The sequence below is a fragment of the Planctomonas sp. JC2975 genome, from assembly GCF_012985205.1.
Taxonomy (GTDB): Bacteria; Actinomycetota; Actinomycetes; order Actinomycetales; family Microbacteriaceae; genus Humibacter.
Genome location: NZ_JABEKS010000001.1, coordinates 1,291,505 through 1,304,825 on the forward strand (window position 1 = coordinate 1,291,505; position 13,321 = coordinate 1,304,825).

General features: G+C 68.8%; 11 protein-coding genes. 4 read left to right on the plus strand and 7 right to left on the minus strand.

Features of this window, described 5'->3' with window-relative positions; genetic code table 11:
- Positions 1-85: 85 nt before the first annotated feature.
- Positions 86-3,133: an AAA family ATPase gene (locus tag HII28_RS05980; protein WP_170024563.1), complete on the minus strand. Its 3,048-nt coding sequence runs from the start codon at positions 3,131-3,133 to the stop codon at positions 86-88.
- Between the two features lie 104 nt (positions 3,134-3,237).
- The gene (locus HII28_RS05985) at positions 3,238-3,432 is read right to left on the minus strand and encodes a hypothetical protein (protein WP_170024564.1); all 195 of its coding nucleotides are present in this window, start codon (positions 3,430-3,432) and stop codon (positions 3,238-3,240) included.
- Between the two features lie 236 nt (positions 3,433-3,668).
- Here HII28_RS05985 and HII28_RS05990 point away from each other — a divergent pair, with 236 nt between their 5' ends.
- Positions 3,669-3,950 (plus strand): acylphosphatase, encoded by a 282-nt coding sequence (locus HII28_RS05990; RefSeq protein WP_170024565.1) that lies wholly within the window; start codon positions 3,669-3,671, stop codon positions 3,948-3,950.
- A gap of 161 nt (positions 3,951-4,111) precedes the next feature.
- Here the strand turns inward: HII28_RS05990 and HII28_RS05995 are convergent, their stop codons facing one another.
- Positions 4,112-5,407 carry a M18 family aminopeptidase gene (locus tag HII28_RS05995; protein ID WP_170024566.1) on the minus strand — a complete coding sequence of 432 codons (1,296 nt, stop codon included), beginning with the start codon at positions 5,405-5,407 and terminating at the stop codon, positions 4,112-4,114.
- Positions 5,408-5,620: 213 nt separating this feature from the next.
- Here HII28_RS05995 and HII28_RS06000 point away from each other — a divergent pair, with 213 nt between their 5' ends.
- The 3 genes from HII28_RS06000 to HII28_RS06010 all read left to right on the plus strand — a co-directional run bounded on the left by HII28_RS06000 (position 5,621) and on the right by HII28_RS06010 (position 7,224).
- A complete protein-coding gene (locus tag HII28_RS06000) occupies positions 5,621-6,124 on the plus strand; it encodes a glutathione peroxidase (protein ID WP_170024567.1) in 504 nt (167 codons plus the stop codon).
- A gap of 9 nt (positions 6,125-6,133) precedes the next feature.
- On the plus strand, positions 6,134-6,367 hold the full coding sequence (locus HII28_RS06005; RefSeq protein WP_170024568.1) for a hypothetical protein: 234 nt from the start codon (positions 6,134-6,136) through the stop codon (positions 6,365-6,367).
- A 71-nt stretch (positions 6,368-6,438) separates the two neighbouring features.
- On the plus strand, positions 6,439-7,224 hold the full coding sequence (locus HII28_RS06010; protein ID WP_170024569.1) for a glycosyltransferase family A protein: 786 nt from the start codon (positions 6,439-6,441) through the stop codon (positions 7,222-7,224).
- On the opposite strand, the gene HII28_RS06015 is transcribed toward HII28_RS06010, so the two are convergent.
- The 4 genes from HII28_RS06015 to HII28_RS06030 form a co-directional block, all read right to left on the minus strand.
- Positions 7,190-8,125, minus strand: coding sequence for an alpha/beta fold hydrolase (locus HII28_RS06015; protein ID WP_346769209.1), 936 nt, complete (start codon positions 8,123-8,125; stop codon positions 7,190-7,192). The genes HII28_RS06010 and HII28_RS06015 overlap by 35 nt on opposite strands.
- Positions 8,125-11,685, minus strand: a complete 3,561-nt coding sequence (locus tag HII28_RS06020; RefSeq protein WP_170024570.1) for a bifunctional RecB family nuclease/DEAD/DEAH box helicase — start codon at positions 11,683-11,685, stop codon at positions 8,125-8,127. The genes HII28_RS06015 and HII28_RS06020 overlap by 1 nt, the downstream gene beginning before the upstream one ends.
- Positions 11,686-11,727: 42 nt before the next feature.
- Positions 11,728-12,144 carry a hypothetical protein gene (locus tag HII28_RS06025; protein WP_170024571.1) on the minus strand — a complete coding sequence of 139 codons (417 nt, stop codon included), beginning with the start codon at positions 12,142-12,144 and terminating at the stop codon, positions 11,728-11,730.
- Between the two features lie 115 nt (positions 12,145-12,259).
- On the minus strand, positions 12,260-13,291 hold the full coding sequence (locus HII28_RS06030; protein WP_170024572.1) for an aldo/keto reductase: 1,032 nt from the start codon (positions 13,289-13,291) through the stop codon (positions 12,260-12,262).
- Between the last annotated feature and the right edge of the window lie 30 nt (positions 13,292-13,321).

Consider the following 13,321-nt stretch of genomic DNA (forward strand, 5'->3'; position numbering starts at 1 on the left):
ACCGCACGTCCTGAAACCGCACGTCCTGCCACGGGTCGTCCCTGGCCGAGGCCGGCACGTGGGCCGTCCGCTCTGACGTGGACGGTCAGGCCGTTGCGCGATCCAGTCCGGCGACGTAGACCGCCTCGGTGCGACTCGTCGCTCCGAGCTTGCGCAGGATCGCCGACACGTGCACGCTGGCGGTCTTCGTGCTGATGTAGAGCCGCTCGCCGATCTGCTTGTTGCTCAGTCCCTGGGCGATGAGCTCGAGTACCTGTCGTTCACGCTCGGTCAGCTCGGCAGAGCCGACCACCCGCCCGCGCCCCTCGGCGCCGCCGCGAGCAGGCGACGCCTCCAGCCCCGCACGTCGCTCGAAGTCGTCCAGCCACCCGAGGATGAGCCCCGCGCCGAGCTCGTCGGCGAGTCGCCGCGATGCGGCGGCCTCCTCCTGAGCCTCCGTCCGCTTGCCGGCGCCGACGAGAGCCTGAGCGTGACGGAACCGGGTGTACGGCTGCAGATGCGCAGTAGCGATGGATGCCGTCGACGCCTTGACCGCCTGCTGCCAGGCGTGCGTGTCGGCTCCGTTCTCGGCGAGTTCGGCCTCGAACAGCGGAACCCAGACGGATGCTGTCGGCCAGTCGCGCACGGATGCGAGCACCTCCCGCAGCCCCGACTCGGCGGTCCCGAGGTCGATGTGCTCCACCGAGTCCGCGCCTCTCGGACGCGAAGCATCCGGACCGCGCTGGCCGATCGCGGACGCGGCATCGGCATCCGCTCCCCTGCCACCCGTTCTGAGCAACGCGAGAGTGCGTGCGGCGTCCACGAGCAGCGGGAGGTCGTACGCGATCATCCTTCGGTGGTCTCGAAGCACCACAGCCACCGCACGCCAGGCACGCTCGACGTCGCCGAGCGCGAGCGCCAGCTCCGCCTCCACGCGCGCGATGCCCAGCAGGGACTGCATCTCGATGTCGGCCTGCACATGCATCATCGGCGCCCATGACCGCCAGAGCTCGTCGGCGACCTCGGTCTCGCCCTTCCACGTCAGCAGAAGCAGCTTCATGCGTTGCAGGTGCACCCGGAATCCGGGCGGGGGGTTGAGCGCCATCGCCGGTTCGAGGAGCGCGTCGGCCTCGCCCCATCTGCCGAGGGCGATCAGCGGTTCGACGGTGTTCGATGCCAGCATGATGCCGCTCGTGCGCTCGACGCCGAGCCGGCGGGCACGCTCCACACCGGCGTTGCCGATCTCGACCGCTTCGGTGAACCTGCCGATCAGGTGCATCACGTCAGACGTGTTCACGTGGTAGCGCAGCATCGCGCCGTCGCGCGTTTCGGCGAGCTCTTTCGCGCGCCGGAGGTCGGCGAGTCCGTCCTCCACTCGGCCGAGTCCGACGAACGAGACGCCTCGAATGTTGTGAGCGACGGACTGCCGCGACAGGGATCCGGCCGCCTCCGCCTGAGCGAGCGCCCTCGTCGCCACCTCGACACCTTCGTCGTACCGAGCCTCGAGCATGAGACGCCCTGCGAGGTCCCCGAGGATGGCGGATGCCGTGTCCGAGCAGGCATCGGGACCCACCTCCGCCAGAGCCTCCTCGAGCAGCGCCGTCGAACCCGGACGCGACAACGATGCGAGGTACCGCGCCTTGTCGACGAGGAGTCCCGCGTGCTGGTCGACATCCGCGGGATCGCATTCCGCCAGGGCGACGTCGATCACCGCCAGGGCCCGATCGCTGTCTCCCGCATCGCGCCACGCGTCGGCGGTGCGCTGCAGGAGGTCGATGTGACTCATCCCAGCGCCCGACTCCGGGTCGGCGATCTGCTCCCACAGCTCCAGGGCGCGCTCGCCCATGCGTGCGGCTCTCGAGAACGCGTAGCTGTCGCCGGCCTCCCGCATCGCCACGATCGTGGCCGGAAAGGCGCGCACGGCATCATGGGCTTCCATGCGATGGAGGGCGACCTCGTGGGCGACCGGACGTCCTGCGTGGGCCAGCGATTCGAGGGCGTCCGCATAGGCCGTGTGGTACCGGACCCGTTCCCCGGGCAGCACCTCGCCGAGCACGGCGGCGCGCACCAGGGCGTGGCGGAAGTCGTAGCAGACGTCGTCGATGACGAGGAGGCCACCATCGACGGCTGCTCTCACCTCCGCCTCCAACTCGGCGGATGATCCCGCGTAGACCAGGTCGAGCAGGTCGTGCCGAACGCAGGCACCGCCGACGGCGATGAGCCGCAGCAGGTGCTGAGTGCTCTCACCGACGCGCTCGTAACGCGCGAGCAACAACTCGCGCAGGGTCTCGGGCAGGGGCCCGGCAATGCCGGAATCACGCACACCGCGCTCGGCGCCGGCGAGCTCCTCGACGAAGAACGGAACGCCCTCGCTGCGCTCGAAGACGTCGTCGATCATCGCGGTGTCGATCGTGCCTGTCTCGATCATCGTGCCGGCGGACGACGCGGCGTCGCCGCCTTCCGCCCCGGACACCGCGGCAATGGACTGCACCTGGGCGGCGACCTGCTCGCGTGTCAGGCGGATCAGCTCCCAGCGCACCAGGCGGCGCGAGCGTTCCAGCTCGGGGAGCACGGGACGCAGCGGATGCCCGCGCACGATCTCGTCGCTGCGGTACGTGACGATGATCAGGATTCCGCCCCCCGTGAGCATGCTCACCAGGAACCGCAGCAGCTCGACAGTCGACCGATCCGCCCAGTGGATGTCCTCGATCACCAGTACGAGCCGACGCTGTCGCGCGACGTTCTCGAACAGCACAGCGATCAGCTCGTAGAAGCGGTCGGAGCTGGCCTTCGGCCGCCCTTCCTGGGCCGAGGCCAATTCGGGCAGCACGAAGGGCAGCGCGGAGGCCGCCGGACCCGCGAGCTCGAGCAGCGCATCCGGCCCGAGGGTCGCGGCCAACTCGCGCACGATCGCCGTGAACGGTGCGTACGGAGCGCTCTCGGTGCCGATGTCGACGCACTTGCCGAGCAGCACCATGGCCCGGTCGCCGATCTCCCGGGTGAACTCGGCGACGAGCCGCGTCTTGCCGATGCCCGCCTCGCCGCCGATGGCGACCGCGCGCGGCTCCTCCGCGCTGCGCTCGAACTCATCGCGCAGCGCCGCGAGATCGGCCTCTCGACCGATCATCTGCGGGCTGCTGATGGGAGATCTCACTCGGTCAATGCTGCCACTTGCCACCGACATCGATGGCGCCGATGCCGCTTGTGCGGGCATCGGCGCCAATGCCGTGCTGTCGAGTGTTGGACCGGCCGCTCCGATCACCGGGCGCCGAGGTGCGTGAGGGCGGCGAGACCACGCCGTCCGCGCGCACCGCGCGTGGGAGTGGCATCCGTTCCGGAATTCTCCGAGATCCGCTGTGCAGTGATCTCGCGCTGCGTGCGCAACCGCTCGAGATCGTCGTAGTTGCGCTGACGGTCGGCGTTGAGCGCATTCACCAGGGCTTCGTTGTACATCGCCTGTTCCTTCTTCTCATTCGTTCTACAGACGATGTTCGTGACTAAGGTAGGCGGGTCAGATCGGGCGGATGCCCTATCTTTCGAGGCACGGAATCCCGCCTACCTCAGACCCCTCGGCAGACGCCTAAGACATGCGTCCAACGGCGCCCCGACAGCAGCACAATGGCATGCCAGACGGGCACAGAGCCGTGGCGAACGGATGGATGAAGCACGATGAGCACGAGAGGCCGAGGATGAGCAACGAGCCCGCCGTCCGGGTGCGCGTCGTGATCCATGGGCGGGTGCAGGGCGTCGGCTTCCGCTACTCCTGCGCCGACATGGCCGACGACTCCGCGGTCTCCGGATGGGTGCGCAACCGTCCGGACGGCACCGTCGAGGCGGTCTTCGAGGGATCCCGCGACGCCGTCGCCGCTGCCGTCGCCTGGTGTGCTCACGGACCGGCCTACGCAGCGGTCTCCGGCGTCGAGACGTCGGATGAGCAGGTCGAAGGACTCAGCGGCTTCCGGATCCCCTGACGGATCGTCATCGACACTGAGCGCCCTCCGCCCGCCGGCCTCAGCGCACTCCGCTCCGAAGGGCCCCAGGGCTCCGAATCCCATTCGAAGTGCAGAAAACGCGCGTCACCCAGTGGTGACGCGCGTTTCCGCACATTCGAACGGGGCGCCGCTGCGTGCCCTCACGCCCCTGCGTAGAAGGCGGTGAGCGCTCCGGCGAGGAACTCCGGGTCGTCGACGTGGCACAGTTCGCGGGCCGAGTGCATCGACAGCAGCGGCACTCCGACGTCGACAGTGCGGATCCCGAGGCGCGTCGCGGTGAGCGGTCCGATCGTGGTGCCGCAGGGTACGGAGTTGTTCGAGACGAACTCCTGGTACGGCACGCCGGCGGCCGCGCAGAGGCGTGCCCAGAGCGCCGCGCCGTGCGCATCCGTCGCGTACCGCTGGTTCGCGTTGATCTTCAGCAACGCACCACCGCCGGCGATGGGACGGTTCGCCGGGTCGTGCCTCTCCGGATAGTTCGGGTGCACCGCGTGGCCCGCATCAGCGGAGACGCACCACGAGGCCGCGTAGGCGCGCTGCAGCTGGTCGCCGTCCGCTCCGGAGGAGCCCGAGATCCTGGTCAGCACGTCATGAAGGATCGGTCCGTTCGCGCCCGACCGCGACTCGGATCCGAGTTCCTCGTGATCGAACGCCACGAGCACGCTGATGTGGTCGGATGCGGGTGCCGCCCCGCCCGCTCCGGCCGCGATCATTGCGCGCAGACCGGCGTACACCGAGCTCAGGTTGTCGAGCCGCTTGCTCGCGAAGAGCGATCCGTTGAGTCCGAACACGTGCGGTTCCTGCGTGTCGACGGTGACGAGGTCGTATCCGGCGATCTCGGACGCCTCGGCTCCGCTCCCCTCGACCACGCGCGCGAGCAGATCCGCCGCTTCCGCATCGCCGACGCCCCAGACCGGCTGCGTGTGCCGCTGCTTGTCGAGCACCAGACCCTCGTTGTTCACGCCGCGGTCCAGGTGCACGGCCAGCTGCGGGATGCGCAGCAGCGCACCTGAGCGCACCAGGTGCTCAGTGCCGTCCGTGGTGACGATGCGGCCGGCCAGTTCGAGTTCGCGGTCCAGCCACGAGTTCAGCAGCGGACCGCCGTACACCTCGACTCCGGCCTGCAGCCATCCGGCGGCGCCCGTCGTCGGCTTCGGCTTCAGCTTGAATCCGGGGGAATCCGTGTGCGCGCCGACGATCCGGAACGGCGTCGTCGACCCCGCGTTCGGCGGGGCGGCCCAGGCGACGACCGCGCCGTCTCGCACCAGCACGCCGCGCTGCGGGAGGTCCGCCTCAGGGGTGGGCCAGGCATCCGTCTCGTCGATCCGGGCGAAGCCGGACTCCTCGAGCTGCCGAGCGACCTCGGCTGCCGCGTGATAGGAGGAGGGCGAGGCCTGGATGAACGCAGCGAAATCGTCGATGTACTCGGATGCCATGGCCTCATGTTGCCATGCGCGCGTGCGCGGTGGAGCTAGGAGCGAAGACCCGATGGGCCTTCGACGCGACCCCAGCGCCGAGGCAGCTGCGCTGCCTCGGTAGGTACCGGACCAAGGGCCCACCCGACCCCACCCCGAGGCAGCAGTGCTGCCTCGGAAAGCCCCGGAACAATGGCGCACCCCAGCGCGGGACCGCCGAACTACTCTCAGACCATGACCTCCCTCTCCCCCGAAGCGCGCGATCTGCCGCTCACCACGATCGACGGTGCCGAGACCTCGCTCCACGCCTACGACGACAAAGCCCTCCTCATCGTCAACGTCGCCTCCCGCTGCGGGCTCTCGCCCCAGTACGAGGCGCTCGAGAAGCTGCAGGAGACCTACGGCGAGCGCGGCTTCACCGTGCTCGGATTCCCGAGCAACCAGTTCCTGCAGGAGCTCGGAAGCGAGGACGCCATCAAGGAATACTGCTCGACCACGTGGGGCGTCACGTTCCCGATGTTCGAGCGCATCAGGGTGAACGGCAAGTCCGCGCATCCGCTCTACCAAGAATTGAAGAAGACGGCGGATGCCGACGGCAAGGCGGGTCGCGTGCAGTGGAACTTCGAGAAGTTCCTCGTGACGCCCGGCGGTGACGTGCACCGCTTCCGTCCCCGCACCGTGCCGGACGACCCCGAGGTGATCGCCGCGATCGAGGCTGCGCTCCCGAGCGACGCATAAGCTTCTTTCGTGAAAGCGCTCCTCCCCATCGGCATCGTCCTCGTCGTGCTCGGCATTGCCGCGGGCTTCGCCCACCAGGTGCTGGTTGCCATGACGACGGGTCTCCCCACGGGCGGAATCGGTTGGATGCAGACATCCGGATTCGTGCTCGCCGCCATCGGCGCCATCATGATCGGCGTCTGGATCGGCAAGCGCCGTGCCGCCAAGCGCAGGGCTGAAGAGGGAGTCGATCGGCGGGTGTAGGCGGAGGTTCCGCTCGCACCGCCGCATCCGCACGCGTTCGGTTTGCCGCCCATCGCTATGCTGACCCGTACATGCCTACCGTCAGCGTCGTCATCCCGTCCCTGAATGACGCGTGCATGCTGCGGCAATGCCTCGCGGATCTCGCCGTTCAGACGGTGCAGCCCGACGAGATCGTCGTGGTCGACAACGGTTCGACGGATGACACGTCCTCCGTTGCGCACGCTGCGGGAGCGAGGGTGATCCACGAGCCGACGCGCGGAGTGCTGCATGCGACCGCGGCCGGCTTCGACGCGGCCGGATACGAGATCATCGGCCGGCTGGACGCCGACTCGCGCCCGGCGCCCGACTGGATCGAGCGGATCCACGAGCGCTTCGCCAACGATCCGACGCTGAGCGCTGTGACGGGCACCGGCACCTTCTACGGATGCGGTCCGGTCTGGCGCGCGATCGGCAAGTACCTCTTCCTCGGCGGCTACTTCGTGTTCATCGGTTCGCTCGTCGGCCACACTCCGCTCTTCGGCTCGAATTTCGCGATCCGTCGAGACGCCTGGCTCGCCGCGAGAGACCGGATCCACCTGGACGATCCGAAGGCGCACGACGACCTCGACCTCAGCTTCGCGCTCGATGAAGGTGCCGCCGTCGAGTTCGACCGCCGGCTGCGGGTCCGGGTCTCGGCGCGAGTGTTCCTCTCCGCTCCCGACTTCCTGCGCAAGGCCGAGTGGGCGTTCCACGGCGTGGGGGTGAACTGGGCGGAGGTGAGCTGGCCGCGCCGGGTGCTGCGCAGTGCACGCGTGCGGGCTGCGCGTCGTCGGGCTCGACCGTTCAACGGCGAATGTTCGCCAGAATCTCGTCTGTGAGCTGGTACGGCGCCGTCTCATTCGGCGTGTGACCGGTGTCGAGCACTGAGAGCCTGGCTCCGATCCGCTCGGCGTAGGCGCGGTGCATCCGCACCGGCCACACGTCACGGGTACCGACCGCGACCAGCAGCGGGATTCCGGATGCCCGCAGCTCGTCATCCAGGTCGGGAACGCCCTTCATGAGGCCGATGATGTCGTCGACACTCGATCGCCTGGTCATCTCGAAGCGCTCGCGCACGAAGGCGATCCGTTCGCGCGGCGACCTGTTGAGGTTGCGGCGCGTACCCCAGATCATCAGCCCGGCGCAGACGTGAGGCGAGATCGGGCCGCTGAGAGGACCGACCACCTTGAAGCCGCGGAGCGACTGGCCGGCGAGCGGCGGCGTGGAGAGTAGAGCGAGGCTGGCGACGAGGCCGGGATGCCGGGCGGCGACCATCGCCGCAACGGTGCCCGCGAACGAGTAGCCGACGAGGTGCACCGGCGTCGAGCCGGTCCCGATCACTGCGAGAAGGTCGTCGACGAAGAGGTCGAGCGTGTAATGCCTGCCGGGCGGATCGAGGTTCTCCGGGCCGGCGGAGTGGGACTCGTACTGTCCGGCCAGGTCGTAGGACTCGGCGCGATATCCGGCATCCGCCATCAAGGGTGCCATGCGACTGAAGTCCTCCTTCGACCCGGTCACCCCTGGTGCGAGCACGATCCGGACGCCGTCGGCAGGGCCGAGACTCAGTCGAGCGAGCTGACCGCTCGGGGCAGCGACCGCATCCTTCACCGCGCCGGACGGCAATGCGCCCCAGTCGAACGCGATCGGCGCCTCGTCCTTCCGCCTGGATTCGTTCGAGCCGGGCCGGGTCAGGGCCGCTGACTCTCGACGTTGAGCTGTCGAGTCCCGACGCCGTATCACTACCGCTCGCCCTCGACGAGCGTGATGAAGGCGCTCAACTCGGCCACACCTTCTGGTCGATGCGGCAAGTGCTGCGTGAGCTCGGGAGAATAGACGATGAATGCAGCCCACTGGGCGCGGGAGACGGCAACGTTGAGCCGGTTCTTCATGATGAGGAATCCCATGCCGCGCGGTGCATATCTGGCCGAGGATGCGGCCAGCGAGACGATCGCCACGACAGCCTCGCTGCCCTGGAACTTGTCGACGGTGCCGACGCGCACCTCCGGATGCCCCGCCGCGTCCAGTGCCGCCCGCACCAACGTCAGTTGCGCGTTGTACGGCGTCACCACGATGACGTCGGCCTCGGTGAGCTGCCGCACGGATCCCTTCTCCGTCCACGTCCAGCCGAGCGCACGATCGACGAGCTCGACCACCCGCGCCGCCTCCACCGCGGACTCGGTCGAATCGCCGTCGTGCCGCACCGGGTCGGGATGCAGGCCGGGCGCGATGCCGTCGAGGTGCCGCGTTGCGGCATCCGCGTGCGAACGGAGCCGGCCTTCGTAGGAGAGCACGGAAACCGGTGCCGCGAGGGCCGGATGCATCCGCCTGGTCTCCGGCAGGAAGAAGCCGAGTTCTGCCGGGAGCACGTCGTGGCCCGCACTGATCCACCCCAGGGCCGATTGGTCGACGGGCTCGGGATGCAGCCCCTGGCTCACCTGCGGAAGCTGTTGCGGATCGCCGAGCAGCAGCAGGTTGCGGGCCGACACAGCGGCCGCGGCCGTCGATGCCAGGGAGAACTGCCCTGCCTCGTCGATCACCAGGAGGTCGAGGCTCTTGGCGGGGACGCGGGCCGGGTGGCTGAAGTCCCACGCCGTTCCGCCAATGACGAATCCGCTGCCCAGGTGTTCCAGCGCGAACTCGAGCTGGCCGTCCTTGGGAAGCACCGTGTACGGCTCGTCACCGTCCGGGTCCGCTCCGGACTGCGGCACCTTGCCGACCAGCGACGCATCCAGTCCGGCGCTCGTGATCACGGCGCGGAGCAGGTTCTCCACCACATTGTGCGACTGGGCGACGACGCCGATCTTGAAGCTGCGCTCCCTGACGAGCGCAGCGATCACGTGCGCTCCGAGATACGTCTTGCCCGTACCGGGAGGTCCCTGCACGGCGAGATACGAGGAATCCAGTTCCGAGACGGCCTCGGTCACCTCGTCGATGCGGGTGGCGTCGGATGCCCGCCCTGCCCGCTCGGCGACGCTCGCGCCCACGGTGCGCGGCGGCACTCTGCGCAACAGGTCGCTGACGGGATCGTGCGGCCACTCCGGTTGCCCGTCGACGATGGACTGGCACCATGACGCGATCGCCTCGACCTGGCGGCCGGCATTCGGCGGCGGGCCGGGCGTGATAGCGCTTGGCAGCACGCCATACGGATGGACGTCGTCGTCGATCGTCTCCTCGATCTCGATCCAGTCGTCCGCGGAGTCGACGACCTCGACGAGGCGAGCGCTCCGCGTTCCAGGCCCGCTGGTGGAGCGGAAGGGACCGGGGAACTCGTACAGCTCGAAGACCTTGGACCCGTGCTTCAACTCCTTGCTGCCCGGCGCGAAGACACCGTGCAGACGCAGGAGTCTGCGGTCTTTCCGTTGGCTCTCTTCCCGGTACCAGTCGCGCTGCACGACTCCCGTCTCAACGAGAAAGACGTCACGCGAGTTCCCCCACGCTTCCACGGGGTCGCCGAGGCGTGCGAAGTGACTCCACCAGAGGCTCTTCTGCTCCCGCCGGTGGTAGTCGAGCGCCGCTGCGGCGAACGCGGCGGCCGTCTCGTCGTCCGTGCGTTGGCGGGTGGCGTCCGCGCCAGAGGCGTGCGGCACATCCTGTTCCCCGGCCAATGCGAGCAGGTCGTCGCGCAGCGTCGAGGGCGCGAGCTCAGGAGTCGCACGCTCGGGCTTCGGAAGGCCGACCGGGACCCCCGCCTCGGTCGCACGGTCCAGCAGCCAGTCGCGCAGCCGTAGAGTCGACACGCAGTCGTAGCGGTTGTATGCGGCGATCTCGTCCAGGCGCCGCTGCCCCTCCTCCACGTCACCGGACAGCATCAGCCTGCGCGCGACGGCGTACTCCTCTATCGATGTGCCTGCATCCTGCACCTCGCCCGATCGCAGCTCGTCACCCATGTAGAGCGGCTCGAGCTTCTTGATCGAGTAGGAACGGGATCCCACTCGCAGCGACTTGCGGACGAGCGGATACAGGTCGACGAGCACGTCGTCGCGCAGCAGACCGTCGACCTCGTCCTCGCCCACCCCGTGCCTGGCCGCGAGGGTCAGCAGATGCGTTCGCTCGTAGGACGCGTAGTGGTAGATGTGCATGCCGGGATGCTCGGCCCTGCGGCGTTCGACATCGCGGAGGAAGTCGATCAGCGCCCGCCGCTCCTCGGCGAACGTGTGCGCCCAGAACGGCATGAACTGGAGGTTGGTCTGCACGAGCCCGAACAGGTAGTCGAGACCCCATTGGCCGTCGTCTCCCTCCGTGTAGAGCGGGTCCCCCTCGAAATCGAAGAAGATGTCGCCCGGATCGGGATCGGGGAGCGCCGCGAGGGCTGCGGCGTTGTAGACGACGACCGGCGGCGCTTCACCGGCCTGCGCCGCGAGCTGGAGCTGCGCCTGCTGCCTGAGTGCCGTCAGCGTGGTCGCAGCGACCCCTTCAACGTCGACATCGTCGGGCATCGCCGCCACGTCCTCGATGGTGCGGATGCCCGCGGCGACGAAACGGGGACGTTGCGTCACCCGCAGCCCGGCAACGAGCAGCACGTCGCGGTTCGCCTCGACCTCGGCCGCGCAGGTGTCGCAGCGGCCGTCGGCGATGAATCGTTCATCGCCCCACTCCACTGCCGCGCCGTCCGCGAGGTGCTGTCGAACGATGGAGTGCAGCCTCGCGATCCGCTTGCGGTACACGGGCAGGATGTCGTCGAGTCGATGCGTGCTGACGCTGCCGTCGCCGAGCAGCAGCCGCACCTCCGGCGACGGCTCGATGCCGATCCGTTCCAGCTGCAGCGCATACGCCGCCACCTGCAGCAGTGCCGTCACCTTCGCTCGGCGCGCGAGCTTGGTGTCCTCGACCGTGTAGCGCCCGTCGGGCTCGCGCACGATGAAGTCGGCGTATCCGACGAAGGCGACGGGCGGACCTGATTCGCCGCGGTTCTGCTCCGAATCTGCGCTGTCCGGCGTTTGCTCGTGGTCTCCATGCAGCGGATCGAAGAACACGCCCTGGTACACGACCGGCGCCCCCGCGCGGAACGCCGCGGCGGTCTCCTTTGCGGCGGCGGCGAGCCCGTCGGCATCGGGATGCTCCGGCCGTTCGAACCGGGCGACCCCCTCGCCGAAGCGGTCGACGTAACGCTGCAGGACACGCAGCTCGTGTTCATCGCCAAGCCGAGAGGTGCGCTCGAGCATCGCATCCGTCGACCGCGCCACCACCGGCCCCCAGCCCAGTCGGCCGTCGAGCCTTCGCAGGAAGTCGAACTCGCACGTCGATGCGGTGGTCAGGTCGCTGGGGCTCAGCACGATCGTGCCGTCGGACAGCAGGAACATGCGTTCACGCTAACGCCAGCCTCCGACTCTCCGGCTCCCGCATCACAGGTAGTCGTCCGGCGCGAGCCAGCGCACGCCGGAGCGGTGGCTGATGAGCTGGCCGCGGAGTGCGAGATCGGCTCGCGCGAACGCCACGGCGAGAGCGGATGCCCACGCCCGGTCCGCTGCATTGGCTTCTTCCCCGAGTGGTCGCTCCCACACCACGACGACACCCGACGCCCCGCGCGCCCTCATCACGTCGGACACGACCTCCGCGACGATGGGCGCCTCGTCGCCGGGCTCGGGCGGATAATCGTCGATCGGCATCACCATGGGCAGCTGGAGGTCCGCGGCGTCCACGAAGAGGAACCACATGCGCCGTCCCAGCGCACGGCCGATCAGCGACCTCACCCGCTCGAGCACCGCAGCGTCATCGGACAGGGGAATCGTGGCCGCGTCGGCGGCGGAGATCATCGTCATGCCACCAGGCTGGCGGTGGGTTGCGGTCGGAGACGATCGCGGAATCCGGATTGTGGGAACAAAGAAGGATGCCTCCCTTCGGGAGGAAGGGAGGCATCCAAGAGGTGGTCAGGGCTCAGCGCCCTCCGTCGATCCGGCGGTGCCTCTGCTGCACACCGGGCCCGCCGTACGGATACGGTTCGACCCGCGGCGCGCTGGCCTCGTCGAGCGCGGCGAGCTGGGCGTCCGTGAGTTCGACGTCGACCGCACCCAGGTTGTCCCGCAGCTGGTCGACAGTGCGTGCACCGAGGATCACGCTCGTCACTGCAGGCCGCGACAACAGCCATGCCAGCGCCACCTGCGATGCGGATGCGTCCTGCACGCCCGCGATCTCCTGCACCGTGTCGAGGATGCGCCAGATGCGCGGGTCGTCGTTCCGCGCCCGCCAGGCCTCCATGCCGCGCTCCGGATCCTCGCCGAGACGCGTCGCGCCAGACGGCGTCACGTCACGCTGGTACTTGCCGCTCAGCCAGCCCCCGCCCAGCGGCGACCAGGGCAGCAGCCCAACGCCCGCATCCAGCGCCGCCGGCACGATCTCGTGCTCGATGCCGCGCACGATGAGGTTGTACTGCGGCTGCAGCGTGACCGGCTCCGCCCAGCCGTGAGCGCGCGCGACGTGCACGGCCTTGGTGAGCTGCCATCCGGTGAAGTTGGAGAACCCGTAGTACAAGATCTTGCCCGCCGAGATGGCGTCGTTCAGGAACCGGACGGTCTCCTCGATGGGGGTGAGGGCATCCCACGCGTGCATCTGGTACAGGTCGATGGTTTCGACGCCGAGCCGTTGCAGCGACGCGTCCAGCGCGCGGGACAGATGCCTTCTGGACAATCCGAGGTCATTGGGGCCCTCACCCATCGGGAAGCGTCCCTTGGTCGCGATGACGACCTGGTCGGCCTCGGTGGGGTGCGAGGCCAGCCACCTGCCGACGATCTCCTCCGAGATGCCGTGGGTGTAGACATCCGCTGTGTCGATGAGCGTGCCGCCCGCCGCCACGAAGGTGTCGATGATGGCGTTGGATGCCTGTTCGTCGGCCTCGTGGCCGAAGGTCATGGCGCCCAGCGTGAGCGCCGAGACGGCGGTTCCGCTGCTGCCGAGTGTGCGGTACTGCATGTTCCTCCTTGATACGGGATGACGGATGTC